40 protein-coding genes are annotated in these 20,178 nt (G+C 36.8%); 18 read left to right on the forward strand and 22 right to left on the reverse strand.

All coding sequences use genetic code 11. The annotated features are described in order from the left end of the window. Positions 1 to 58 precede the first annotated feature (58 nt). From MuYL_RS11635 to MuYL_RS11640, 3 genes are all read left to right on the forward strand, one after another. Positions 59 to 268, forward strand: coding sequence for a hypothetical protein (locus MuYL_RS11635; protein ID WP_094570737.1), 210 nt, complete (start codon positions 59 to 61; stop codon positions 266 to 268). A 135-nt stretch (positions 269 to 403) separates the two neighbouring features. Continuing rightward, positions 404 to 580: a hypothetical protein gene (locus tag MuYL_RS23205; protein ID WP_157740786.1), complete on the forward strand. Its 177-nt coding sequence runs from the start codon at positions 404 to 406 to the stop codon at positions 578 to 580. Between the two features lie 81 nt (positions 581 to 661). Next, entirely contained in the window at positions 662 to 1,219 is a 558-nt protein-coding gene (locus MuYL_RS11640; protein ID WP_157740788.1) for a hypothetical protein, read from the forward strand. Between the two features lie 237 nt (positions 1,220 to 1,456). Here the strand turns inward: MuYL_RS11640 and MuYL_RS11645 are convergent, their stop codons facing one another. From MuYL_RS11645 to MuYL_RS11675, 6 genes are all read right to left on the reverse strand, one after another. Further along, the gene (locus tag MuYL_RS11645) at positions 1,457 to 1,693 is read right to left on the reverse strand and encodes a helix-turn-helix domain-containing protein (RefSeq protein WP_094570739.1); all 237 of its coding nucleotides are present in this window, start codon (positions 1,691 to 1,693) and stop codon (positions 1,457 to 1,459) included. A 17-nt stretch (positions 1,694 to 1,710) separates the two neighbouring features. Continuing rightward, positions 1,711 to 2,067 (reverse strand): hypothetical protein, encoded by a 357-nt coding sequence (locus MuYL_RS11650; protein ID WP_094570740.1) that lies wholly within the window; start codon positions 2,065 to 2,067, stop codon positions 1,711 to 1,713. Positions 2,068 to 2,072: 5 nt separating this feature from the next. Beyond that, the gene (locus MuYL_RS11655; protein ID WP_094570741.1) at positions 2,073 to 2,453 is read right to left on the reverse strand and encodes a hypothetical protein; all 381 of its coding nucleotides are present in this window, start codon (positions 2,451 to 2,453) and stop codon (positions 2,073 to 2,075) included. 258 nt (positions 2,454 to 2,711) lie between these two features. Then, on the reverse strand, positions 2,712 to 2,924 hold the full coding sequence (locus tag MuYL_RS11665; protein ID WP_094570743.1) for a hypothetical protein: 213 nt from the start codon (positions 2,922 to 2,924) through the stop codon (positions 2,712 to 2,714). Between the two features lie 44 nt (positions 2,925 to 2,968). Then, complete coding sequence (locus MuYL_RS11670) at positions 2,969 to 3,172, reverse strand: hypothetical protein (RefSeq protein ID WP_094570744.1); 204 nt, start codon at positions 3,170 to 3,172, stop codon at positions 2,969 to 2,971. Between the two features lie 48 nt (positions 3,173 to 3,220). Beyond that, the gene (locus MuYL_RS11675; protein WP_157740790.1) at positions 3,221 to 3,754 is read right to left on the reverse strand and encodes a hypothetical protein; all 534 of its coding nucleotides are present in this window, start codon (positions 3,752 to 3,754) and stop codon (positions 3,221 to 3,223) included. A gap of 161 nt (positions 3,755 to 3,915) precedes the next feature. Here MuYL_RS11675 and MuYL_RS11680 point away from each other — a divergent pair, with 161 nt between their 5' ends. Together MuYL_RS11680 and MuYL_RS11685 are read left to right on the forward strand one after the other, a co-directional pair. Next, complete coding sequence (locus MuYL_RS11680; RefSeq protein ID WP_094570746.1) at positions 3,916 to 4,191, forward strand: DUF5681 domain-containing protein; 276 nt, start codon at positions 3,916 to 3,918, stop codon at positions 4,189 to 4,191. Next, entirely contained in the window at positions 4,178 to 5,695 is a 1,518-nt protein-coding gene (locus tag MuYL_RS11685) for a terminase large subunit domain-containing protein (RefSeq protein WP_094570747.1), read from the forward strand. The genes MuYL_RS11680 and MuYL_RS11685 overlap by 14 nt, the downstream gene beginning before the upstream one ends. Here the strand turns inward: MuYL_RS11685 and MuYL_RS11690 are convergent, their stop codons facing one another. Further along, the gene (locus tag MuYL_RS11690) at positions 5,696 to 6,013 is read right to left on the reverse strand and encodes a GIY-YIG nuclease family protein (RefSeq protein ID WP_094570748.1); all 318 of its coding nucleotides are present in this window, start codon (positions 6,011 to 6,013) and stop codon (positions 5,696 to 5,698) included. Next, positions 6,000 to 6,338: a hypothetical protein gene (locus MuYL_RS11695; protein WP_094570749.1), complete on the reverse strand. Its 339-nt coding sequence runs from the start codon at positions 6,336 to 6,338 to the stop codon at positions 6,000 to 6,002. The genes MuYL_RS11690 and MuYL_RS11695 overlap by 14 nt, the downstream gene beginning before the upstream one ends. A gap of 101 nt (positions 6,339 to 6,439) precedes the next feature. On the opposite strand from MuYL_RS11695, the gene MuYL_RS11700 reads away from it, so the two are divergent. From MuYL_RS11700 to MuYL_RS11710, 3 genes are read left to right on the forward strand one after another with little or no spacing between them, the layout of a single operon-like run. Next, on the forward strand, positions 6,440 to 6,742 hold the full coding sequence (locus MuYL_RS11700; protein ID WP_094570750.1) for an SH3 beta-barrel fold-containing protein: 303 nt from the start codon (positions 6,440 to 6,442) through the stop codon (positions 6,740 to 6,742). A gap of 6 nt (positions 6,743 to 6,748) precedes the next feature. Then, positions 6,749 to 6,961, forward strand: a complete 213-nt coding sequence (locus tag MuYL_RS11705) for a hypothetical protein (RefSeq protein WP_094570751.1) — start codon at positions 6,749 to 6,751, stop codon at positions 6,959 to 6,961. A gap of 10 nt (positions 6,962 to 6,971) precedes the next feature. Next, on the forward strand, positions 6,972 to 7,193 hold the full coding sequence (locus MuYL_RS11710; RefSeq protein WP_094570752.1) for a hypothetical protein: 222 nt from the start codon (positions 6,972 to 6,974) through the stop codon (positions 7,191 to 7,193). Here the strand turns inward: MuYL_RS11710 and MuYL_RS11715 are convergent. Beyond that, the gene (locus MuYL_RS11715) at positions 7,190 to 7,510 is read right to left on the reverse strand and encodes a hypothetical protein (RefSeq protein ID WP_157740792.1); all 321 of its coding nucleotides are present in this window, start codon (positions 7,508 to 7,510) and stop codon (positions 7,190 to 7,192) included. The two genes, MuYL_RS11710 and MuYL_RS11715, sit on opposite strands and share 4 nt — an antisense overlap. Before the next feature lie 365 nt (positions 7,511 to 7,875). Here MuYL_RS11715 and MuYL_RS11725 point away from each other — a divergent pair, with 365 nt between their 5' ends. Then, positions 7,876 to 9,294, forward strand: coding sequence for a phage portal protein (locus MuYL_RS11725; RefSeq protein WP_094570755.1), 1,419 nt, complete (start codon positions 7,876 to 7,878; stop codon positions 9,292 to 9,294). On the opposite strand, the gene MuYL_RS11730 is transcribed toward MuYL_RS11725, so the two are convergent. The 12 genes from MuYL_RS11730 to MuYL_RS11780 all read right to left on the reverse strand — a co-directional run bounded on the left by MuYL_RS11730 (position 9,269) and on the right by MuYL_RS11780 (position 14,764). Then, complete coding sequence (locus tag MuYL_RS11730) at positions 9,269 to 9,823, reverse strand: hypothetical protein (protein ID WP_094570756.1); 555 nt, start codon at positions 9,821 to 9,823, stop codon at positions 9,269 to 9,271. The genes MuYL_RS11725 and MuYL_RS11730 overlap by 26 nt on opposite strands. Then, positions 9,823 to 10,086 (reverse strand): hypothetical protein, encoded by a 264-nt coding sequence (locus tag MuYL_RS11735; protein WP_094570757.1) that lies wholly within the window; start codon positions 10,084 to 10,086, stop codon positions 9,823 to 9,825. Before MuYL_RS11735 ends, MuYL_RS11730 begins: the two co-directional genes overlap by 1 nt. Before the next feature lie 134 nt (positions 10,087 to 10,220). Next, positions 10,221 to 10,838 (reverse strand): FkbM family methyltransferase, encoded by a 618-nt coding sequence (locus tag MuYL_RS11740; RefSeq protein ID WP_094570758.1) that lies wholly within the window; start codon positions 10,836 to 10,838, stop codon positions 10,221 to 10,223. Then, a complete protein-coding gene (locus MuYL_RS23210) occupies positions 10,835 to 10,987 on the reverse strand; it encodes a hypothetical protein (RefSeq protein WP_157740794.1) in 153 nt (50 codons plus the stop codon). The genes MuYL_RS11740 and MuYL_RS23210 overlap by 4 nt, the downstream gene beginning before the upstream one ends. Next, positions 10,984 to 11,187, reverse strand: a complete 204-nt coding sequence (locus MuYL_RS11745; protein WP_094570759.1) for a hypothetical protein — start codon at positions 11,185 to 11,187, stop codon at positions 10,984 to 10,986. Before MuYL_RS11745 ends, MuYL_RS23210 begins: the two co-directional genes overlap by 4 nt. Next, positions 11,184 to 11,825, reverse strand: a complete 642-nt coding sequence (locus tag MuYL_RS11750; protein ID WP_157740796.1) for a hypothetical protein — start codon at positions 11,823 to 11,825, stop codon at positions 11,184 to 11,186. Before MuYL_RS11750 ends, MuYL_RS11745 begins: the two co-directional genes overlap by 4 nt. Then, positions 11,791 to 12,444, reverse strand: a complete 654-nt coding sequence (locus MuYL_RS11755; protein WP_094570761.1) for a hypothetical protein — start codon at positions 12,442 to 12,444, stop codon at positions 11,791 to 11,793. Before MuYL_RS11755 ends, MuYL_RS11750 begins: the two co-directional genes overlap by 35 nt. 8 nt (positions 12,445 to 12,452) lie before the next feature. Further along, on the reverse strand, positions 12,453 to 12,971 hold the full coding sequence (locus tag MuYL_RS11760; protein WP_157740798.1) for a glycosyltransferase family 2 protein: 519 nt from the start codon (positions 12,969 to 12,971) through the stop codon (positions 12,453 to 12,455). A gap of 23 nt (positions 12,972 to 12,994) precedes the next feature. Continuing rightward, positions 12,995 to 13,654, reverse strand: a complete 660-nt coding sequence (locus MuYL_RS11765) for a glycosyltransferase family protein (protein ID WP_157740800.1) — start codon at positions 13,652 to 13,654, stop codon at positions 12,995 to 12,997. Then, the gene (locus MuYL_RS11770) at positions 13,651 to 13,905 is read right to left on the reverse strand and encodes a hypothetical protein (protein WP_094570764.1); all 255 of its coding nucleotides are present in this window, start codon (positions 13,903 to 13,905) and stop codon (positions 13,651 to 13,653) included. Before MuYL_RS11770 ends, MuYL_RS11765 begins: the two co-directional genes overlap by 4 nt. Before the next feature lie 2 nt (positions 13,906 to 13,907). Next, entirely contained in the window at positions 13,908 to 14,594 is a 687-nt protein-coding gene (locus MuYL_RS11775) for a hypothetical protein (protein WP_094570765.1), read from the reverse strand. Next, the gene (locus MuYL_RS11780; RefSeq protein ID WP_094570766.1) at positions 14,579 to 14,764 is read right to left on the reverse strand and encodes a hypothetical protein; all 186 of its coding nucleotides are present in this window, start codon (positions 14,762 to 14,764) and stop codon (positions 14,579 to 14,581) included. The genes MuYL_RS11775 and MuYL_RS11780 overlap by 16 nt, the downstream gene beginning before the upstream one ends. 73 nt (positions 14,765 to 14,837) lie before the next feature. On the opposite strand from MuYL_RS11780, the gene MuYL_RS23760 reads away from it, so the two are divergent. From MuYL_RS23760 to MuYL_RS11815, 9 genes are all read left to right on the forward strand, one after another. Next, the gene (locus MuYL_RS23760) at positions 14,838 to 14,963 is read left to right on the forward strand and encodes a hypothetical protein (protein ID WP_262493637.1); all 126 of its coding nucleotides are present in this window, start codon (positions 14,838 to 14,840) and stop codon (positions 14,961 to 14,963) included. Next, positions 14,960 to 15,802, forward strand: a complete 843-nt coding sequence (locus MuYL_RS11785; protein WP_094570767.1) for a hypothetical protein — start codon at positions 14,960 to 14,962, stop codon at positions 15,800 to 15,802. The genes MuYL_RS23760 and MuYL_RS11785 overlap by 4 nt, the downstream gene beginning before the upstream one ends. 11 nt (positions 15,803 to 15,813) lie before the next feature. After that, entirely contained in the window at positions 15,814 to 17,112 is a 1,299-nt protein-coding gene (locus MuYL_RS11790; protein WP_094570768.1) for a phage major capsid protein, read from the forward strand. Between the two features lie 78 nt (positions 17,113 to 17,190). Beyond that, on the forward strand, positions 17,191 to 17,667 hold the full coding sequence (locus MuYL_RS11795) for a head-tail connector protein (RefSeq protein ID WP_094570769.1): 477 nt from the start codon (positions 17,191 to 17,193) through the stop codon (positions 17,665 to 17,667). Next, entirely contained in the window at positions 17,664 to 18,056 is a 393-nt protein-coding gene (locus tag MuYL_RS11800) for a phage head completion protein (protein ID WP_094570770.1), read from the forward strand. The genes MuYL_RS11795 and MuYL_RS11800 overlap by 4 nt, the downstream gene beginning before the upstream one ends. Beyond that, positions 18,053 to 18,463 carry an HK97-gp10 family putative phage morphogenesis protein gene (locus tag MuYL_RS11805; RefSeq protein WP_094570771.1) on the forward strand — a complete coding sequence of 137 codons (411 nt, stop codon included), beginning with the start codon at positions 18,053 to 18,055 and terminating at the stop codon, positions 18,461 to 18,463. The genes MuYL_RS11800 and MuYL_RS11805 overlap by 4 nt, the downstream gene beginning before the upstream one ends. Next, the gene (locus MuYL_RS11810; protein ID WP_094570772.1) at positions 18,460 to 18,897 is read left to right on the forward strand and encodes a hypothetical protein; all 438 of its coding nucleotides are present in this window, start codon (positions 18,460 to 18,462) and stop codon (positions 18,895 to 18,897) included. Before MuYL_RS11805 ends, MuYL_RS11810 begins: the two co-directional genes overlap by 4 nt. Before the next feature lie 3 nt (positions 18,898 to 18,900). Beyond that, positions 18,901 to 19,065: a hypothetical protein gene (locus tag MuYL_RS23215; protein WP_157740802.1), complete on the forward strand. Its 165-nt coding sequence runs from the start codon at positions 18,901 to 18,903 to the stop codon at positions 19,063 to 19,065. Next, entirely contained in the window at positions 19,062 to 19,547 is a 486-nt protein-coding gene (locus MuYL_RS11815; protein ID WP_094570773.1) for a phage tail tube protein, read from the forward strand. Before MuYL_RS23215 ends, MuYL_RS11815 begins: the two co-directional genes overlap by 4 nt. Here MuYL_RS11815 and MuYL_RS11820 read toward each other — a convergent pair. Beyond that, positions 19,544 to 20,125, reverse strand: a complete 582-nt coding sequence (locus MuYL_RS11820; protein WP_094570774.1) for an HNH endonuclease — start codon at positions 20,123 to 20,125, stop codon at positions 19,544 to 19,546. The genes MuYL_RS11815 and MuYL_RS11820 overlap by 4 nt on opposite strands. Positions 20,126 to 20,178 lie beyond the last annotated feature (53 nt).

Genomic DNA, 20,178 nt, shown 5'->3' on the forward strand with positions numbered 1-20,178 from the left:
AAATATTTTGCTTAAACAAATAGATAAATAGTTACTTTTGATTATAAAAAATATCAACATGACAGCAATCAAAAACGATGAAGAATATCAAAAAGCAATATCCCGTTATGAACAGGTACAAGGTGCTTTATCTAACGACCCTAATCACGAGGGAAAAATAAATCTTGCTAATGAAATTTCAGCTTACGAAGATTCTATTTGGGATTTACCGGAATTAACCCCCGAACAATCAAAAAGAATAATGCAAGAAGAATTTGGCGCAAAATAAGCCCCTACAATCAATCAAAATACTTTAACCACATAAATACACATTCCCTATGATAAAAACATCACCGCCTTAAGCTAATAGCTTACACATCGAAAATAACAACCAATCAGGAAACAAAATTTACAACTTAACAAAATGGCAAAAAAAGAAAAGGTAAGTGATCCTTACTTGGATAGCATCACGAAACAAATCGAAAAAATAAACGATGATATAAAAGCGAGTAATAAAAAGCAATTTGATGAAATTGCCAAGCTCGAAGCAATCAGAACCCATTATACCAAATTCAAAAAAATGATGCTGGAGGGGAAATAGATAATCGTAATTTTTTCATGTATTTGAAGCCGGATGTTTTAAACAAACCGGCTTTTTTTATTGCTGAAAAATAAAACATCAATGATTTTATACCAAGCAAAAGCATTATTTAATGCTCAATATTTAGGGCAAACAGTATTATCTCATATAGAGGCACCAAATTTAGCCACTACTTTAAGTAGCGGTTATTTATTTAATGGTGATAAAGAATGGTTTTTACTTCTCCGCACCGTTGATCAATTGACGGATGATGAATGTGTAAATATTGCAGCCATAGTTGGTGAAAATCCATTTAACAGATACCGAAATATGGTAGTCACAAGGGATTTTAAAATAACTGGATTTCCATATATTGCAGTTAGCCACAAAAATATTAAGCAACGTTTCAATATAGATTGCACCCACATCAATTTTTCAATGTACGAAATGGATGAAGATATATCGGGGCAAATTGATATGAAGCCTTATGCTTGTATTGACTACCTGCGATCAATCGGTATTCTACTACCCTTCACCTACCTAACCCCCGACCACAAACCAGTAACATTACAGCCTGACGAAATAATTAAATTGGGTTGGGCTAAAATAAAAGGGGTTGAAGTAAACTCAGCTGTAGATAAAACACACTACACCAATTAAGAATATTTAAACCTGCATAGTAGCGAAGAATATGCTTACCTAAAACCACGTATTGAAAGTAGTGAATACTTCAAATTGCCGGAATAAAAAAGGCGCTTCTATATGCGTTTTTGTGGGCATGATAAAGTTTACTACACTTTAAACCCTGCAATAAAAGTCTAATTACCATCGTCAATAAAAGCAAAAGCCCTGACATAACGCCAAGGCTATTTTATTTCCGGTAAATTCAGGATCCTATTATTTTAAAATAAAGGAAATATCAAACTCAAGTGCATGGGCAAAAAGGATAAACCAGCTTATAGAAGCGTTCCAGGTCCCGGCCTCAATCTTGCTTACAGTTGATTTACCAGTTCCAATTAATTCGCCAACCTGTTCAAGGGTTAAGCCTCTTTCAAGTCGTATGGCCTTTAATTTAGCTCCTAAAGCAACTCTTTGCTGATGGATGTATTCTTCGCTTATGTTTGGTGTGCTCATTGTGGGTGTAAATATATTTAAATTGTTGGTAATGGGTTAGCCCTTGCAATCTCTTTAGCCTTTTCAATAGCCTTTTTCCATCGCATGCAGTCGACAAATATAAATTGTTGGGCACATGCTTTAACGTCCTGAAAAGCAATAGGCGCCGGGATGCTATAAGCCTCGCAAAACTCTTTAGTACCCATCCAATCAATATCAAAAATGAATTTTATTATCTCGTTTCGTTTTTCATGTATAGCTAAAAGGTTTTCGAGTTCCTTAATCCTTATTTCGGCATAGACTTCCATCGCTTCTAAATCATATTTATCCGCGTTGCCACCTGAAGCTCCGTATTTGGCGTGAACCTGCCTATATATTTCTTCTGCTGTTTTCATAATATTTATTTTAGGGTGTTAATGTCAATGGCTAATCCAGCTTCAATTAAGCCGAATATGTCAAAGTGATGCTTTAATAAAACCTTAAGCGAACAATAAGGGGTATCGTTTACGTGGAAAAACTTAACTCCAATAAATCCATTGCATGAGTCCTTTATTTCATCATCTGCGGGATGATTGTATAAATCAGATATCGGTCTTAGTATTGGCTTAATATCGCACTCAAGCATCCAATTATACAAGGCTCCTGAATTCCATTTAATCTCGCAATCTAAAAAAACGGACGACTCGCTTAATTGAATCATTTTCCCGGTTACGCCGGTTATGGTTTTACACATCAAACCATAAGGCAAATAAGGTGCAAGGTGTTTAAGTTCTAAGTTCATGATTTTTTTAAGTTATGTTTTCCCCCCGGGTATTAACTGGGAAGAACTTATTAATTATTTTAACAGATATTTTTGTAAGGAATATGTGTAAGAATTCTTCTCTACACTTCCAAAAGCTTTGAAGTAATGGTATTCCAAGTCTGTGAAACACTCGAAGCATTGCGCCTCAATTTCTTCATTTGACGGCATTTCCTTGTACGCAGCTAAAAAATACTTGTCATATTCAAGCTGGGAGAATAAAATCAGTATTTCCATAGCCTAAATAATTTCGCCGGTATTTTTGTACTGAGTTAATTGCCTATCTGCAAAGTCTGATTCGCAGTGAAATTTAATGTCCTTAATATCATCTGCATCTAAGGGCCCTATATCGTTTGCCTCTATCTTTTTAATAAAAACGTGGTTGCCATCACAATCGCCCTCAATTGCATAAGTGATTTCTAATTCTCCGTATTCAATATAATAAGTTTCCATTTTTAAGGTTTTTTAAGCCCAGCCATTACAGCCGGTCGGTTTGATTAAAGTTCTTCTATGTCTGTAATAGCTTCAAATTCACCACAGCAAAATTCAGCGGTTCCGACATATTCGGTTCCGTTAGCATCGTACCCAGTGCATTTATAAAAGGCTGAATGATCACATCTGTCTAATAGTTCAACTTGAAGGTCATCAAAGTGAACCAGTATTTCAGTTCCGTTTTCGTTGGTGTAAGTTTCTGTTTGCATTTTTTTAAGTTTTAAAAACCCGGCTTATCACCGGGCTAAGTTGATTAATTAATTATTAGTTGCTTCAATTAGTTTTCCCAGTTCATAAGTGATTTTTATAAACTTATTTTCTACATGGTAAACACGTAGCCACATTAGGACTACGTATTCAATGTTTTCTGTAAACCATGTATCAAAGTCAAATGAGCCTGTCAGTTGAGTTATTTCTCCCCAGCTTACTACATCTTCACAATATTCATTTAAGCCCATACCGGCAGCAAATTCACGTAAACGACCGTAAGATAAGGTTGTATCAAACCACTCATCATTTACTGTGTAAATAACAATAACATCATTGCCTTTAATGTCTGCTGATTCGATTGAAATTTTTGGAGAAGTTTTACCCACTGTTTCAGCCTCTAAGCGATTATCAATTTCATTGGTTAATACCTGGATTTTAGATTGAACATTATTGCGCATTGCAATGTAAGTATTCATCTTACGAATTGATGAAGTGTTTTTGCAAGCTGCATCAATACTGTCATACTTTGACCAAAGGATTTCTCTTTGTGATTCTAATTGAGAAGTGGTTAGAGTTTTCATGTTTTTTTCGCAGAGTTTATTGAGCTGCGCCGCTCTTTTTATTTGTTTTGTTTAATGATGTAAATGTAGAATTAAAGTTTTACATACGCAAATAAAAAGTAAAATAAATTTCAATTATTTTTTTAGTCTATTTTTGTTGTAAAAAACAGCACAGTTACAACATGGCAAGACATAAATTTGAGGCGGGTAAAAGTGGTAATCCAAAAGGCCGTCCGAGGGGTGCATCGAACAAAACAAATAAGCTAATTAAGGAGGTTTTCGCGGATGCTTTTTATGAGTTACAAAATGACCCGAAAGTTAATCTTGTGAAATGGGCGAAAGATAACCCCGGCGACTTCTATAAATTAGGCATAAGGCTTGTACCTACCCAAATGACTATAGTTACAGATATTCCGCAGGTAATAATATTTAAATTGCCTGAGAATGGACGAGATTAGTTATATAGAGCCGCAAGCCGGTTACCAAACTAAATTCCTTTCCTCAAAAGCTGATATAGTTATCGGTGGGGGAGCTGCAGGTGTTGGTAAAACATATACCTTACTTTTAGAGCCTTTAAGGCATAAAGATAATCCCGGCTTTGGCACGGTTGTGTTTAGGCGTACAAGTCCGCAGATCAAAGCAGAGGGCGCTCTATGGGATACATCCGTAGGGATATACAATAAAATAAAAGGAACGACACCGCGCGAAACATCTACCGAATGGTTTTTTAGCAGCGGGGCCAAATTAAAATTCGCACACCTGGAGCATGAAAAAAACATTTATGATTGGCAGGGTTCGCAAATACCATTGATAGAGTTCGATGAGTTAACCCACTTCACAAAAAAGATGTTTTTTTACATGCTTACTCGTAACCGGTCCGTTTGCGGGGTTGATCCTTACGTCAGGGCAACTGTTAACCCGGATCCTGATAGTTGGGTAGCTGAATTTATAGGATGGTGGATTGACCCTATAACCGGATTCCCTATACCGGAAAGAAACGGGGTATTAAGGTATTTAGTGATCGACGGGGATAATTACATTTGGGGTGATACTAAAGACGAAGTAATTGAAAAGGCATCATTTATTTTTGATGCTATCAGGGATAAAACCAAAGTCGATTTTAAAGAATTCGTTAAGTCAGTTACATTTATCAGCGGAGATATTTACGAAAATAAAAAGCTGCTTGATGTTAATCCGGCTTATTTGGGTAACCTTTTATCACAGGATAAAGCTACCCAGGCTTCACTGTTGCATGGCAATTGGAACGTTGTTCTATCAGATAACGACATTTACGATTATTATAAGTTCTTAGGGCTTTTTAATAATTTGTATGAAGTAGATCGAACAGGAAAATTTATCACCGCTGACATCGCCTTAAAGGGTTCTGATAAGTTTATAGTTGGTTACTGGGAGGGATATTGTTTGGAAGATATTTTGATAATGGATAAATCAGATGGCAAAGAGGTTATTGATGCTATTTCCTTGTTTGCAAAATCCTACGAAGTTCAAAACACCGATATTACTTATGATAATGACGGTGTAGGTGGCTTTGTCGATGGTTTCATAGTTGGCGCAGTTCCATTCATCAATGGCGGTGCTGCAATATCTGTTCCTGATAATAAAATAGTTGAGGCCGGCAAAGAAGTGAAGCCGAATTATTACAATCTAAAAACGGAATGCTACTACATGAGCGGCGATAACGTTAACAAGGGAAAATACAGAATCAGCGACCGCGTTGCCAATAAAATGTACGATGATACCATGACAGTAAGGCAACGTTTTATGTTCGAAAGAAAGGCTATAAAGCGAGATAAAGCTGACATGGATGGCAAACTCCGCATCATCGACAAAAAGGAAATGAAGACCAAATTAAATGGCCAATCACCCGACATAATGGATATGTTCATGATGCGGGAAAGGTTCAATCTTAAAATTAATCGGGAAGTAGATTTCGGCTGGTAGCTATTTTATAAATTGTTCTCCGTTTCTGAAATACCCATTGAATAGTATAAAGTTTTTTGAACGGTAATATTTAATCCATTTCCTTTCTGAACGCTTTAGATCATCGGTATGGGTTATTTCCTCTATTGGGATAATTATAGGCACTAATCCATTGATACGCAAACACTTTACCCACTTAGCTAAAGATGAATCGCTGTAAGCCTTTAAATGATTGTAAAAACGAATCTTAGCATCTTTAGTTGCACCGACGTAAACAACCTCATTAGAGATAGGGCAGCTTATAGAATAAATACACTTTATTTGTTCAACTCTTTTCATGATCACCTTTCATTGCATCTTGCATTTCTTTAAGAAGATTACGTTTTGGAACTTCTTTTTTTATAGGAGACTTCACAGCAGTTTTATTTACAACCTTAACGCTTTGTTGATGATTTATATTAGGTGCATCCTGCAATAATTGCAGTCCCAGTTCATTAATCACCCTTTCAGCATTATTATTGTCTGTGTCAGTCCACGGCCTTCCCCCGTCATTTAGCTTAGTGCTTAAATAAGACTTAGCATATTTATTCCCCGGCCACATCCTTTCAGCTATGTAAGAAAGGTTAATAGCCGACTGTTTCAATAAGTACTCTTTATAATCCATGCCACAAATGTAATAAATTATGTAGAAAAAAAATAGTACATTTTATTTGGTGGTGTAGAATTATAGTTTTACATTTGAATTGTCAAAACAATAATAATATCATGAAAAAGAGATTATTCAACATCGCATGGGCTGTTAGAAAACAGTTCAACACATTTTCAGAAGCTTTAAAGCATTCCTGGAAAGTGGTTAAGCTTCAATGGGCGCTATGTATCGAGGCTGTAGTTAACTTCAAATACAAAAAGGTTGACGGTTCAATACGTGAAGCAAAGGGGAGTAATGAATCATTAAACTACACACCCAGCGAAAAGCCAAAAAATACTAACTTTGGAGTATTGGTTTACTTTGATTTGGAAGCTTGCGGGTTCCGTAGCTGTAAAATTGAAAACCTTATTTTTAACTAACCACCTATGGACAAATTTACAAGAGGCCAATATTTAGTTTTCAGAGGCGAAACAGGCGCAAGGTGGAACAATGGCAGTGTTTATATTTACTTAGGCAATGGTGTAATTACCGATAAAAACGGTGATATTAAAAAACCAACATGGCCTAATTTTATTGAGGATAATTTTACCGTATATCAACCCGTAACGTATTGTACTGATTTTTTACAAAATTGCTAAAACAACATCTATGAAATCAACATCATTCAACTTAGGCGATTGTATTATCGATGGTAAGAAAGCCACGGATGTAACCGTTACTATAACCCACCAATTTGAGATAGGCAATAAGGTTACCGCTATTTCATCTAAAATTAAGTGTACGGGATTCATTACTAAAATAGATGATGATTCTATTTGGTTAAATGAAATACGTTTCCCGCGTGACATTTGTAGTTTCTTACCGGCTTAAGCCAATTCAGCAATTAACCTGCTTTTAAATTGGCTTAGATTATCCAGCCTTTTATCAACTAATTCTATTGAGTATTTAAGCAGTACATTCTTTGCATACCCGGCGTTCATTTTCTTTGAGCATACGATAAAAAACGTTTTACCATTATCCCAAACTTTGCAGGTATTAAGCCAGCTGCGCTTTTCAACTGTATAGGAACGGCCATCAATTTCAAATTCAATTTCTTTGATAGTTTCTTTCATTATTTTCAATGTCAAATCGTAGCATAATACCGACTTGCCATTTACCGTTTTTAATGAAAGTAACCTGGTTCTCATGACCGAATTTTTGAGTTGCTTTATACAAAGATATTTCTTTTAATTGATAACATTTTTCGAGCCAATTTTCAATTAAGTATAATCCGGGCATTCATCCAATAACCGCAGTGCAGTTACATGAACTAAACCAGCAAATAAAGGGCAACATTCAAGTAATGTTCGTTCATGCGTTTCTACATAATGTTTAAGGGCTAACTTCATATCATGTCGGTTAATACCTGAATAAATTCTTTCCGTGTTGTAAAGCCAGCGTAAGGCTTCATAATGCAATGATTCCATACTTATATTAATGCTTTTAGGTTACACTTTTTTATTGTCAATAAATAGTAACTTTAAGCCGATAAAAAAACATTAATTTTTCTGCAATGGATTTAATCGGTTCCCTTTTCAATAACGCCATCTCAAAGCGCGTAAGTCAGCAGATAGCAGTTAGTCAATCTTCAGCATTTAGTAATGCACTTTCATATATTAATCTTGGCTTAAATTCAGCGTTACCAAGCATTAACCCAGATGCGGCTAATTACTATGAGATATACAAAACAATCGGTGCCGTTTATGAGGTTACAGACATCATTACAAAAAAGGTTCTGAATTGTCCAATAGTAAAGTATAAGATTAAAGACAAAAAGAAGCTACTAAAAGCAAAGGCATTATTCAAGTCGGATCCTGTTCAATCCTACATTATGAAAATGCAGGCCATTGAAGAAGTTGACGTGCCTGATTTAGATAAGATGCTTTCAACTGGTATGGCTAATCCTTATCAAACAGGAACTCAGTTTTTATGGTCAACCGTATTAACATACCTGCTTAACGGTAATGCTTATGTTAACCCAGTTAAAGTATCAAGCGGCCAAGTAAAAGAAATGTATTGCTTCCCTAACATGAACATAGCAGTTGACAGGGAAGACATGATGGACCCGATAAGAGGTTATATACTTTTAGGTTCAATGTTTGACGTGCAATCGGAAATAGCCCGGTATGAAAAAGATGAAATTTGCCACATCAAAACAGGCACAGCTGCACCTTTTGACAGAACAATGATGTATTTGTATGGGGTATCAGCCTTACGCGCTTATTTGGAATCAATGCGATCAATTAAAGAGGGTAAAACACAAGCAAGCAAGCAAGCAAGAAACGGTGGCGCTTTCGGTGTGCTATCACCTAAGAATAAAGAAGATCAATTCTCTACAGATCAAAAGCTGGCATTAAAAGAGAAGATGGTCGAAGCCCGTAAAAGCAATGATGAATTAGCCCGTCTATTCCCGTCTTCAATAAGTTTGGACTTTACACAAATTGGAATGTCTATGGCTGATTTGCAGTTGTTGGAATTAGTTCAAGCAAGCGAAGAAGATATTTACCGCGCTTTCCATTGGCCTCTGCAATTCCATAACCAAAAAGCCAGCACAAGCAACAACCAGGCTACAGCAGTTAAGCAGGGTATATATGACGGTGTAGCACCTATCTGTGATATAATGAGCGAAGCATTTACAATTATGCTTTCCCCTGGATACGGATTTGATTATTTGGAATTTGATTATACCCAATTACCTGAGATGGCCGTTAACATGAAAGATGTTGCTGCTTATCTTTCAGCACTGCCGGCCGGGGTATTAACTCCAAATGAAATGAGGGTAGTGTTAAAGTACGGGGAAAGTTCTGAAGCTTATATGAATGAGCATTACATTGCAAGTAATATGACCACAATGAAAAGGGTTTTTGATGGAACTAATACATCACCTGCCCCGGCTGCAGCCTCAACTACTGACCCCGTAGCAGGTGCGTAATATCTTGTTTTGGATTGTCTGACATTAGTCTGTAGGCATGAAATACGTAGATGCCTGTCATTATACCCAACTTCATTTTTGAACGTCTTGCAGCGGCTGAAAATAAGCTGTCAAACTGCAATGAGTTTTCATGAAATCCTCCTAACTTATTCCAAGTTGATACTTTAAAGCATAGACAGAAAGCCGCAAGTATATCGTTAATCTCAAATACATTTCCGTAATTAGCTTCATGCATCGCGTTAGCGCACTTTATATGGTCCCTTATATCGGTAACACAGAACATGCCAGGCACGAGCTGGTGTGAAATGGCCAGCCTATTGGTAGCCACTCCCAAAATATGAAAGTCAGTTGTTTCAAGTATTTCTTCTAACTGCTTTTTACTATCAGGACGTAGGAATAAAACATCATGATCGAGTAGGCAAATGAAATCATCAGGATCCGTGTTTAATTGCTTTATTGCTGAATTAATACTCCCCCCAATATTAGGAGGAGTATTTTTATCATAAGGTTGTATGTAATGAACAGCCATTATAAACCTGAAGCTATAATGTTTGTTCCCTCAGCGTGTGCCTTGACATCTACAGAATATATTTCAAGTTCTTTTTGCATGTTTTCATTAGCTAAAATTCGGGCATCTGCTAACTTCTTTTGTAGGTATTTAAAAGGTTCTACCTGATCTTTATGGCTTAATCCTGAAAGTACATTGAATGCTGATTCAGCCATTTCTATATGATAAGGCATTTCTTGTTGTTTTTCAGCGACAATAGTCGAATTGTTTGTTTGTGGATACATGATTTGTTTTTTATTTAGTGAATATTAAATTTTAATTGCGTTAGATGTAGTGAATCATTTAAAAGGATGCTTATTCATGAAGTGAGCTATTATTGATGCAATAACCATAAATATTAATAATAACAATAATGGGTTCATCTCACAAAAATTAAGTTTTCATTGTTTATAATAGCCAATTTAAGCCCGTATGAGGCACAATAAATTGAGAAGCGTGCTTGTAGTTCATTATCTCCGTTAAACTCAATAACAAGGCAGCGCACGTCTTTTAAATCAATATGCTTTAGTATTGTCCAATCGTGTCCTTCAGCATCGATTGAGATAAAATCAAATACCGGATTTTCGATTGAATTGTAGAAGTTTTCGAATGATACTAATTGTATCTCCCTTTCGGTAAACTGAACGCCTGATTTTCGCCAACGTAACGTCTCATTGTAATGAGTAGAAGATACAAGCCCTTTATCACTACCATTGCTGACATGTGTGCCACTTTCATAGAATTTAACTACTTCATCACGTTCGCCTATACCGTAATTGAACACATGCACTTTACAATTGTCTTTATGAAGCAGGAATAAATCCCCGCAAACACTTCCAGGTTCTAAAACATAAGCATTCCATCCGTTTTCAATAAGCAGGAGAGAGTTTGACAATGTCCGGCCATCATTAGCACCGATTTCAAGTAAAGTACCTTTAAAACCTTTAAAATAGTCCAATACGAAAAGGTCTTCGCGGTTTTGTGAATACGAGTTCATGACTTTTTTACTACTGATATAGGTGCAAAAACTACAGTTGTCAATTCTTCGCCGATATAGAATAAGACAAAACCATCTTTATATTCCATCCTGTCGGCCTTTAAAAATTCGGGGGCAAATCCCTCAATCGTTACTTTGTATTCGTTCATGATTTTCTATTTTTATGAATTACTGTTTCACATAATCTAAGGGTTTGATACCCTACTTCTAATTCGTCCCTATTTTTAAATTTGATTTCTTCACTTAATCCATCACGGAATTTTACAAGTAACATTTTTTCATTTGGGAATCTCTTTGCTGAACAAACATTATCGATGTTTACCAGCGTGTCGTTAATTTCTATCATCATAAGCCCATACATTTAAAAATTATTTTTTCGTTTAAAATCTGATCGTAAATACCGGCGTATTGTACATATTCCGGTTGGTGACTGAATCTTTCACCATAATTGTGGATAATGGCCGACATACAGCTTTGATCATGCCTGTGATTATCCCATGAACCATTGAATAAGCCTGCACTTTCAGCTAATTTCAGGTTAGTAAAAAGAAGTTTACCTAAATAGGAATCAAAGTTAAAGCCCATGAACCCGGATTGAATCATGGGCACTTGTGAGTTGCTGTCTATTTCATAAAAGGATAATGTTTCATCATTACACCAATCATTAAGCCAGCACCCAGCGCCCTCAAACCAATATCCCTGAGCTTCGATTAAATCAAAAATTGGCTGCACTGGAGCGACCGCGTAAACAGAGCAATCAAGCCAAAGTATTTGAGTGTATCCGGCATCAATAGCTTTTTGTATAGCGTAAACTTTGAATGCGTAATTGTTATCAGCATGAAGGGGAGAGCCAACTGCAGCCTCGTGAATGAATCCTAAAAAATCAATCCCATCGGCGTTATCCCGTAGGGAATTTGACAGCCTGGCTAATCCGTCAACGTATCGAGAGTTTTTAGTTGCCAATGAAACGACGGCCCTTTTGCTCATAATATTCAAATATTTTGTAAATAGATTTTTTTCTTTTCATCATAACCCCAAAATTACTTGTAGGTAATTCTAATATTCTTGCCCATTCAGATGCTATTTTAAGACTGCCCTTATATTCAATCCAAACATTATTTCGTCTATTTTTATTTTGCTCTAAAACCGTCGCCCATCTGCAATTTTCTTTGGAATAACCTTTAGAATTATCTATTCGATCTAAAGAACAATTTGAAGAGGGGCGAAGCCCGATGTCTTTTAAAAATGTTTCGAAAGAGTTAATCCAAGTAGGGCAAACCGTTATTCCCCTACCGCCGTAATCATTATAGTTCTTGTGGTTTGGGTTGGTGCATCTATCTTTTAAAGAATGCCAAGCCATATATTCAGTCCCTTTAATTTTACCGGCGTATCCGTGGGTTGTTTTTGATTTACTCATGTATTCTTTTCGAAAACATCCACAGCTTTTAGTTATACCTCTTATCAGGCTTGTTGACTTTGTGTTAAATTCTTTGCCACAGTCACATTTACATAACCAAAATGCCTGGCCAGACTGTAGTTCTATAAATTTAATTCCAGTAACCCTACCAAATTTTTTACCTGCAATATCTGTTTTTGGTCTACCCATGTTGAAGCTTATTTATTAGAAATGTATTTGTAATTATAAATCGGTTCAATGATTGTGCTTTCAGTTCTTAAAAAATGCATTAAACGCTTACTGTATTCAGCATCTTCGCCAAAAGCTATTTCAGGAAAGCCAGCCTGCAAAGCCAATTCCCGTCGAACAGGTGAAATATGATTCGGTGTCCTATAATATGTTCCATCAGGTCCAGTGTACCATTTTCCGAATTCTTTACTGATAAACCATTTGCGTAAATCATGCCCGTTTGTTGTGATGGTTCCGTTAATACCTATGCAGTCAGGATCCTGTTTGCATGCTTCAAGTATAAGCGAAACGTAGTTTGGTGATACTTCATCATCATCGTCTATGAAAACAACATACTTACCTAAAGCTTCTTTAAGCATAATATTACGCTTAGTTCCTATGTTGTATTCCATTGAATCATTAATGCCAACTTGAACATTTGGGAATTCATCCCCGTTAGCCTGTAAGCATTTAAGCAAATTATTTAAATCTGATCTTCTTGATGGCATAGTGCAAATACATATTGAAAGCATTATTTCCATAGTATATATTCCTTTTTAATTAATGGATTAATAATTCCAAAATTATCCTTTGAACGGCGGTCTAAAGTTGCTTGACCATGAGCCCAGGTAGAATTGTTTTTAACATTAATAGCATCCATAGCCATTTTACCAGTGGTGTAGTGATTATGCGGAAACGAAAGGTCAAGTGTAATAACCCTGCCTAACATGTGCCCGACAATGGTCATTTCCTCATCGCAGTGCATGTGTAAATAATCAGGATGATAGATATAGCCGAAGCGAGTGTAATACGTACGGTCCATTATTGGAAGGGTGATAAGCGTTTTTTGCAGTCCATCTTTAGTTTTAACAAGGAAGTCTGATTTACCTTTTAGTAACTCTAAAAGCAAAGTATCCCAATGTTCAGGACATGAAAAATCATCTGATATTACAATTATCAAATCACCAACAGCAATTTTTGCAGCATTATTAATTGCTTCAATAGCTGAATTGTTATTCATACGCAGAACATCGCAAAGAAAGGTTTGCTCATAATTTATTTTATCATCTGTATCTACGGATAATATGTATTGAATACCTACAAGGCTATCGGCTTTTCTTATCCATTCATTATAGGTTTTCCAACTTAATTCCTGCCTGTTTTTGGTTGGGTGTATGATACTGATCATCATGACCAAGAAATAACAGTAATATCTTCACCCATCATGCCTACTTGTTTGCTTAAAATAAAACCCTTTTTTAAAAGCTCTTGTATAATATTAAAGGGCATTATCATGTCAAATAATTTAATACATCGTTGCCCGTTTTTAGCCTGTGTATGAATGCTTTTTAAAATGCTTTTCATTTCGGGAAACCCTTTAAGGGTTAATTCAGCCGCGTCTAAAGCGCTGAAATTTTCAGGTACATCATTGTTAATTTCCATGGTTATTTAAACGGTTTAAATTCTTTACTTAAATATTTTTCCTGATATAATTTGAAATTTGAGGGGATACATGCTCGGTCTTCCGGTGTAAATGATGATTGGCAATCAGCTAATTCAAATAATGGTGAATTATGCCATACATCCACATACCTACGAGGCGTTAACCCTGCATTAAAAGCGCGGTCGCTCACGTTCACATGCTCATAACCATAGCCTGTAAATGACATATCCCATCCGCCGATGGTGTTTACTGCCGTACGGGTAAAGTACATCATACATCCGTTTGGCTTTTCAAATTCACGGTACTGATTTTCAACCTCACTTACTAAAGGCCTATCAAAAGTCCATGTTGCATGCTCAAGCCGGGAATTAATGTAAGGTTTCCACCAATTAGCTAAAACCGGCCGGCAATCATCATCGAATAAAAAGAAGTGCGTGCAGCAAGCACTATAGAGCAGTTCTAGGCACTTGTTTTTTACCATACTAACGCCTACATGCCTTTCAAATCTATATTGGTTAATGTAGCTATTGCTAAACCCAAAAGGTGGATTAATGCTTGCGTCATCAACTAATCCAATTAAAGAATTCTTAGGGCGCAACTTGTCGAGGATGTCGAATGTTTGCCGGCTCACTTCTGGTCGGTTATGGCTTGAAATAGCAATACCAATTTTAATTACTTCTTTTCCCATGATTCGTTAAGCTGATAACCGTAGTAATTAAACATCTTTTCCAACACTTTTTGCTTTAATGTTTTTGCCTCAAATCGCTTCTTAATATTCGAAGCATTTTGAGGACTTGTAAATCCAGCATACCACTTCGGCTCGCTTGTGATTAAATTGAAAACTTCTATTGCTGTCATGACCACAAATATACACTGTTTTGTTTAACGAATTATTCAATAAAATTTTTGCTTTTGCCTTACTTTTACAACAATGGATAAGCAACAACAAATAGAACAGGAAAATAAGCTAAAAAAAGCGGTTAAAAATGCCCCTGAAAAAGTGCGAAAAGCCATTAATGAAAAGGTTAAAGGCTTGAATAAACCATTCAACAAATGAGCATTTTAAAATCAAGATATTTCCCTGAAAAAGAATTCGCTTCGAAAGATGCTTTGTTTGCTGATCTGCGAAAGAATTATAATGATTTAATAGCTTTCAAAAAGGCTGAAATTCAAAAGTCTTGTGAAAAGGGTTTAGCTGTCACTTGTAAGTCACTGGACATCGATAAATTAAAGCAACATGTTAAGGCTTTAAAAGTTGATAGCGCTTACTACTACATTGCTGTTAACACAACCAATATTTTAGATAGCCACGAAGACTTACATATTCCCGGCATTTGGAATAAATCGGTAAAAGAACAGCAGGGACAAAACTACCTTGTTGCCGACCACGAATTATGCATTGATAATGTAATAGTTCGTAAGGAATATATCGAAATGTTTACCGCCGAACTGCCTTTTGCAATGTTAGGCAAAGCGTATGATGGAAATACCGAGGCTCTAATCTACAAGGTGCCTAAAGACAAGGTAATCCACTCAAAAGCTAAAGAGTGGCTTGAAAGCGGTGATGATATCGAAGCCAGCGTAAGGATGCAATATATTACTATCCTTTTTGCTATGGATAGCAATGACCCTGAAGACGCTACACTTAAAAAGAACTATGACGAGTATTTGTCTCAAATAGCAAATAAGGCTGACTTTGAATATATCCTTTACTACTTCATTGTAAAAGAGGCAAAAAATGTCAGAGAAAGTAGCCTAGTAGTGTTTGGGAGTAACCCAGCTACAGGCAATATAAGAAATTCAGAGCCGGGTAAATCCACTCTCGAAAATAAAGAAACGCCGAACCCGCAGGATCGCAGTACGGTAGTCAAATCAAATTATTATTTCACTATTTAAAAATTAAAAAGATGTTTAAGATTCTAACAAAAGACGAATTTGACGCTCTTACACATGCACAGCAGAATTATTACATGCAACAAAAAAAGGAGCATGATGATAAAGAGGCGAAGAAATTAGCTGACGATTCGGCAAAAGTGGCTGTCGATGCTATGAAAGCAGAAATACAGGCCGAAAACCAAAAGCTTATCGATGCCTTAAAAGCCGAAAATAAAACAGCACTTGACGCGCTTTCTGCTGAAAATAAAGAAAAGCTTGACGCACTGGAAGTTGCAATGAAACGCGCCAAAAAAGGCGAAGGCAAGCTTCGTATGAAAGGCTTCAGTGATCATATCATTGAAAAGCTTTCTACACCTGAAGGTGAAGCAATGATAAAAGAATTCTTCGCTGGTCAAAAATCTAAGTTCCAGGTTAAGATCGGAGATGACCTTGACCCTGAATTTGATGCAACAATAAAGGCAATGGGTGTACCTGCCGGTGGTGTTGCACCTGAATTCACACCAATTGTAGGCCCAGGTCACGATGAGTTCCACGCCCGTAACATCATACCGGTGTTCCCAACTACAAGCAACGCAATAAAGTTCATTCAATACGTTGTTGATGGCACACCCGGATTAGGCTTTGGTACGGTTGCGGTTGGAGCGCAAAAACCATCAGTAAACTACATCCCAACTGTTAAAACCGCCAACGTTCATAAAATCGCAGGTTTGTTGGATGTACCTGATGAGTTATTGGATGACGTTGTAGGTTTCCGCGCCTGGATTGCTTATGAGCTTCCAAAAGCTTATATGGATGCTGAAGATTTGCTTTACTACAAAGGCGATGGCACCGGGGAAAACCATTTAGGTTTATGGTATCAGGCTTCAAACCAATCATTCCCACAAGGCAGCGTAACCGCAGCTTCAAATACCATTGATAAAATAACCGCTGGTATTACCGAAGTGCGTAAACTTAAACGTGCTACCAGCGCAGTTGTGTTATCACCTGTTGCATGGCAGGAAATCTTTATTAACAAAGGCACTACCAAAGAATACACTTACCCGATTATACTTGACGCTATGGGCGTTATGCGTATCGGCGGTGTACCAATCTTCTGGTCAAACGTTTTTGCTGATGGAGAAGGTTTGGTAGGTGACTTTGCACATGGTACAGCTATCTTCCAACGTAAAGCAATGCAGATCGGTTACTTTGACCAAAACAAGGATAACGTTGAAAAGAACGTTGTTACTATCCGTTTGGAAGGACGTACAGCACTGCCGATTTTCTATCCTGAATCGTTCAAACGTTTGCAGCTTACTGTAACTACCTAAGCCGGTTTTGTTTTTCATAGGGTTGTTAATTGAAAAGTCCGGCTGGTTACCGGACTTTTTTTAATAAAAGTTAAAATTATGGATGAGCTTTCAGTAATATCATTAGAACAGGCAAAAAATCACTTAGTAGTACTGAATGATACCTTTTATGACGCTCAAATCACCGGGATAATTAAAACGGCAGTCGGTATGGTTGAGCAATATACCGACTATCGCCTTTACAAGCGTGATGTTGTAATTCCAATGGTTAGCTGCAAACAAGAAATAGCCTTGTTCCCAATAAGCATTACAGGCGTTTTAAACAACTCAATCGCGCAGATATACACAACATGCCAACGCACTTTATCTGTCATTGTAGAGTGCTCAACATGGCGTAATTCTGTAATAAATGCAACTGTAGGTTATGATGATGTTACTAAAATACCTCATCCATTAATCGGGGCCTGTTATAAAATCATAACCTACCTTTTTGAAAATAAAGATGCTTACGATGCTACCATTCCTTATGATGTCCAGGTAATGATTAATCAACTTAGAAGATCAGCTTCAATATGAGTAAAGCAAGGTTTGAAAATAAGACACATTTAGATCCAGGTAGGTTTCGTTATCCTGTGACCTTTTTACAAGAGATTACAGCTACGCAAGCCGATGGAAGTATGATTGTATCATATTCAGCTATTCTTTCAACCAGAGCCATTAGAGAGGCTGTAACAAAGCGATTTTCCCCAATGGGAGATATTATATTATCAGCGGGGGCGACATTGCTAAATGACTATTATTATTATACTATTCGATTTATAAGAAATGGATTTGTCCCGGCAAAAGATATGTTATTATCAACACCTGATGGAATATTTACAGTTAACGCAATTCCTGAACTTGATGAACCGGCTAATTATTGGAAGCTATTATGTGTAAAAACTGATAAGATAATCACAACATGACCCCACAACAAGCAATACAACAGTTACAAGATTTAGCCAAAGGCAGTAAAGAAGCCATGAAAAGGGCTGAATTTACTGTGAATAACAATATCGCTTTAACTGCTATTGCCTTAGCACCTGAAAACACTTCAAAATTGGTTGAAAGCATAGAAATTTTGGAAACAGATAGAGGAAGCAGTGTAATTGTTGGCGCTCCTTATAGCGGTTACGTCGAGTTTGGGACGGGTCCATTCGCTGCCGATTATGTTGCAGAGTTACCCGAATCATGGAAAGATGAGGCAATGAAGTTTTTTGTTAACGGAGAGGGACATTCACAAGCACATCCATTTTTTTACCCGGCAGTTCAGCAGCATATACCCGAATTAATACCTGAAGTTGAAAAAGAACTTGAAAAATTAACAAAATGATTTACTCACCAGATAAGCCTTTAAGAACCGCATATATCACAGCTTTGCAAATAGCTACTGGCGTTGGTGTGTTTCCTGATTTAGTGCCTAAAAATATCCAAACCCCAACGTCTTACATATTGCTCACAAGCCAAACTAAGACACGTATAGCAGTTGCAAAGCCTACAGCATCATCTAACCTGTCTGACAATTTTGGATGGCTCTCATCTATTGTTTTTGACATTCAGTATTTTTCACCCAGTGGTTTTTCAAATCCCGGGGCAGTTGATGATATCGAACAGCAGATTATAAATGTTGCTGAAACTGTAGAAGTACCAGGATGGGCCATAAAATCACGGGTACAGGTGCAATCAATCCCGCTGCCGGTAAACACACCAACCAATTACATTAACAGACGGGTTTTAACCTATCAACATTGGATTGAAAAACTATAGATTATGGAAATAGTAATATGCTTAGATAAAGAAGATATTTCAACTCAAAAATTTGGGGTTAATTACCGTATATCTGCTGATGGAATCAAAATATCATTAACAGAAGATGCGGCTAAAGAACTTGTTTCTGATTTAATACATCTCTTAAACGAACCATCTGAAAAATGATAGCAGGATCCTTAATCGGCTTAATGGTAAACGGGGCTTTTGTTTCCTGTGAAACCAGCTGCCAAATTAATTTTAATCAGGTAATGATAGCCTCCAGCGCAATTGATAGCGGTGGTTGGGGTGAATTTGTAGCAGGGTTAAGATCATGGACTGTATCGGTAAATGGTAATTTACTTTTAGAGGCCGTTGGAAGCGATATAAAGGCTTTAATTCAATCAGGGTACATTAACCAACTGCCAATGTTTGCAGAGTTTAGCACAAGGCCGTCAAGTGATATACAGTTAAAATTTAGTGGCGCAGTTTTATTCAATACAGCAAGTATTTCGGCTGCAAGCACTGGGGTAGCTAATTGGACGGCAACGCTTCAGGGAACCGGGAAATTGACTCCAACTTATCAGGATTTTTCATTGCTTATTGATAGTATGCCATCGGAAGCCTTGTACCCAATCATAGTAGACGAAAGCGGGGGATTTACTACTTAAATATTATTAAGATTGGCAAATTCGCCATAATGCTTTTTAGCATGCTTATTATATGCTATTGCTGCCTCTAACTCTGTATCGAAATTACCAAGTGCAATTTTCTTTTTGTTGAGAACCGCTTGTGCGCACCACCTGTATGTAACCCATGTTTTTGTTTCGCCTGTTGTTTTCAACTTTCTTGTAGTCTTACACATTTTAAGATTAACCCCTAAATATTGAGAGGTCTTATTCTTTTGCTTGCTAACATTTCGGGCGTTTTGACAATTGGATGCGGCTCTTAAATTTTCTATTTTGTCATTTAACTTATCTCGATCCCTATGGTCAACTATTTCAGGCCAACAATTATTATGATAAAAGAAAATTAGTCTTGACGAATAATAGGCGTATTTACCTATCCTAATTAAACGGCGTTCTCCACTATGTGTTTTAGATACCCAACCAGCCTTTTCGCCTATTTTTGATTTGCCATTATTATCCAAAGGATGGCGCTTTATTCTGTATAAAAAACCTTCCCGATAATCGAATAATGATTTAACATATTCTTGAGTAAGAATAGTTTCTTTGTTTACCTTTGTCATACTCTTTTAAATTAGCGTTATAAAGGTACGAAAGGCCTGCAAGAAATTGCAGG

Source organism: Mucilaginibacter xinganensis (assembly GCF_002257585.1).
GTDB lineage: Bacteria > Bacteroidota > Bacteroidia > Sphingobacteriales > Sphingobacteriaceae > Mucilaginibacter > Mucilaginibacter xinganensis.

Bases quoted from the DNA above. Each gene is read 5' to 3' on its own strand.
- MuYL_RS11635 (WP_094570737.1), top strand. From the start codon at position 59: ATGACAGCAATCAAAAACGATGAAGAATATCAAAAAGCAATATCCCGT.
- MuYL_RS23205 (WP_157740786.1), top strand. From the start codon at position 404: ATGGCAAAAAAAGAAAAGGTAAGTGATCCTTACTTGGATAGCATCACG.
- MuYL_RS11640 (WP_157740788.1), top strand. From the start codon at position 662: ATGATTTTATACCAAGCAAAAGCATTATTTAATGCTCAATATTTAGGG.
- MuYL_RS11645 (WP_094570739.1), bottom strand. From the start codon at position 1,693: ATGAGCACACCAAACATAAGCGAAGAATACATCCATCAGCAAAGAGTT.
- MuYL_RS11650 (WP_094570740.1), bottom strand. From the start codon at position 2,067: ATGAAAACAGCAGAAGAAATATATAGGCAGGTTCACGCCAAATACGGA.
- MuYL_RS11655 (WP_094570741.1), bottom strand. From the start codon at position 2,453: ATGAACTTAGAACTTAAACACCTTGCACCTTATTTGCCTTATGGTTTG.
- MuYL_RS11665 (WP_094570743.1), bottom strand. From the start codon at position 2,924: ATGGAAACTTATTATATTGAATACGGAGAATTAGAAATCACTTATGCA.
- MuYL_RS11670 (WP_094570744.1), bottom strand. From the start codon at position 3,172: ATGCAAACAGAAACTTACACCAACGAAAACGGAACTGAAATACTGGTT.
- MuYL_RS11675 (WP_157740790.1), bottom strand. From the start codon at position 3,754: ATGAAAACTCTAACCACTTCTCAATTAGAATCACAAAGAGAAATCCTT.
- MuYL_RS11680 (WP_094570746.1), top strand. From the start codon at position 3,916: ATGGCAAGACATAAATTTGAGGCGGGTAAAAGTGGTAATCCAAAAGGC.
- MuYL_RS11685 (WP_094570747.1), top strand. From the start codon at position 4,178: ATGGACGAGATTAGTTATATAGAGCCGCAAGCCGGTTACCAAACTAAA.
- MuYL_RS11690 (WP_094570748.1), bottom strand. From the start codon at position 6,013: ATGAAAAGAGTTGAACAAATAAAGTGTATTTATTCTATAAGCTGCCCT.
- MuYL_RS11695 (WP_094570749.1), bottom strand. From the start codon at position 6,338: ATGGATTATAAAGAGTACTTATTGAAACAGTCGGCTATTAACCTTTCT.
- MuYL_RS11700 (WP_094570750.1), top strand. From the start codon at position 6,440: ATGAAAAAGAGATTATTCAACATCGCATGGGCTGTTAGAAAACAGTTC.
- MuYL_RS11705 (WP_094570751.1), top strand. From the start codon at position 6,749: ATGGACAAATTTACAAGAGGCCAATATTTAGTTTTCAGAGGCGAAACA.
- MuYL_RS11710 (WP_094570752.1), top strand. From the start codon at position 6,972: ATGAAATCAACATCATTCAACTTAGGCGATTGTATTATCGATGGTAAG.
- MuYL_RS11715 (WP_157740792.1), bottom strand. From the start codon at position 7,510: ATGAGAACCAGGTTACTTTCATTAAAAACGGTAAATGGCAAGTCGGTA.
- MuYL_RS11725 (WP_094570755.1), top strand. From the start codon at position 7,876: ATGGATTTAATCGGTTCCCTTTTCAATAACGCCATCTCAAAGCGCGTA.
- MuYL_RS11730 (WP_094570756.1), bottom strand. From the start codon at position 9,823: ATGGCTGTTCATTACATACAACCTTATGATAAAAATACTCCTCCTAAT.
- MuYL_RS11735 (WP_094570757.1), bottom strand. From the start codon at position 10,086: ATGTATCCACAAACAAACAATTCGACTATTGTCGCTGAAAAACAACAA.
- MuYL_RS11740 (WP_094570758.1), bottom strand. From the start codon at position 10,838: ATGAACTCGTATTCACAAAACCGCGAAGACCTTTTCGTATTGGACTAT.
- MuYL_RS23210 (WP_157740794.1), bottom strand. From the start codon at position 10,987: ATGAACGAATACAAAGTAACGATTGAGGGATTTGCCCCCGAATTTTTA.
- MuYL_RS11745 (WP_094570759.1), bottom strand. From the start codon at position 11,187: ATGATGATAGAAATTAACGACACGCTGGTAAACATCGATAATGTTTGT.
- MuYL_RS11750 (WP_157740796.1), bottom strand. From the start codon at position 11,825: ATGAGCAAAAGGGCCGTCGTTTCATTGGCAACTAAAAACTCTCGATAC.
- MuYL_RS11755 (WP_094570761.1), bottom strand. From the start codon at position 12,444: ATGGGTAGACCAAAAACAGATATTGCAGGTAAAAAATTTGGTAGGGTT.
- MuYL_RS11760 (WP_157740798.1), bottom strand. From the start codon at position 12,971: ATGCCATCAAGAAGATCAGATTTAAATAATTTGCTTAAATGCTTACAG.
- MuYL_RS11765 (WP_157740800.1), bottom strand. From the start codon at position 13,654: ATGATGATCAGTATCATACACCCAACCAAAAACAGGCAGGAATTAAGT.
- MuYL_RS11770 (WP_094570764.1), bottom strand. From the start codon at position 13,905: ATGGAAATTAACAATGATGTACCTGAAAATTTCAGCGCTTTAGACGCG.
- MuYL_RS11775 (WP_094570765.1), bottom strand. From the start codon at position 14,594: ATGGGAAAAGAAGTAATTAAAATTGGTATTGCTATTTCAAGCCATAAC.
- MuYL_RS11780 (WP_094570766.1), bottom strand. From the start codon at position 14,764: ATGACAGCAATAGAAGTTTTCAATTTAATCACAAGCGAGCCGAAGTGG.
- MuYL_RS23760 (WP_262493637.1), top strand. From the start codon at position 14,838: ATGGATAAGCAACAACAAATAGAACAGGAAAATAAGCTAAAAAAAGCG.
- MuYL_RS11785 (WP_094570767.1), top strand. From the start codon at position 14,960: ATGAGCATTTTAAAATCAAGATATTTCCCTGAAAAAGAATTCGCTTCG.
- MuYL_RS11790 (WP_094570768.1), top strand. From the start codon at position 15,814: ATGTTTAAGATTCTAACAAAAGACGAATTTGACGCTCTTACACATGCA.
- MuYL_RS11795 (WP_094570769.1), top strand. From the start codon at position 17,191: ATGGATGAGCTTTCAGTAATATCATTAGAACAGGCAAAAAATCACTTA.
- MuYL_RS11800 (WP_094570770.1), top strand. From the start codon at position 17,664: ATGAGTAAAGCAAGGTTTGAAAATAAGACACATTTAGATCCAGGTAGG.
- MuYL_RS11805 (WP_094570771.1), top strand. From the start codon at position 18,053: ATGACCCCACAACAAGCAATACAACAGTTACAAGATTTAGCCAAAGGC.
- MuYL_RS11810 (WP_094570772.1), top strand. From the start codon at position 18,460: ATGATTTACTCACCAGATAAGCCTTTAAGAACCGCATATATCACAGCT.
- MuYL_RS23215 (WP_157740802.1), top strand. From the start codon at position 18,901: ATGGAAATAGTAATATGCTTAGATAAAGAAGATATTTCAACTCAAAAA.
- MuYL_RS11815 (WP_094570773.1), top strand. From the start codon at position 19,062: ATGATAGCAGGATCCTTAATCGGCTTAATGGTAAACGGGGCTTTTGTT.
- MuYL_RS11820 (WP_094570774.1), bottom strand. From the start codon at position 20,125: ATGACAAAGGTAAACAAAGAAACTATTCTTACTCAAGAATATGTTAAA.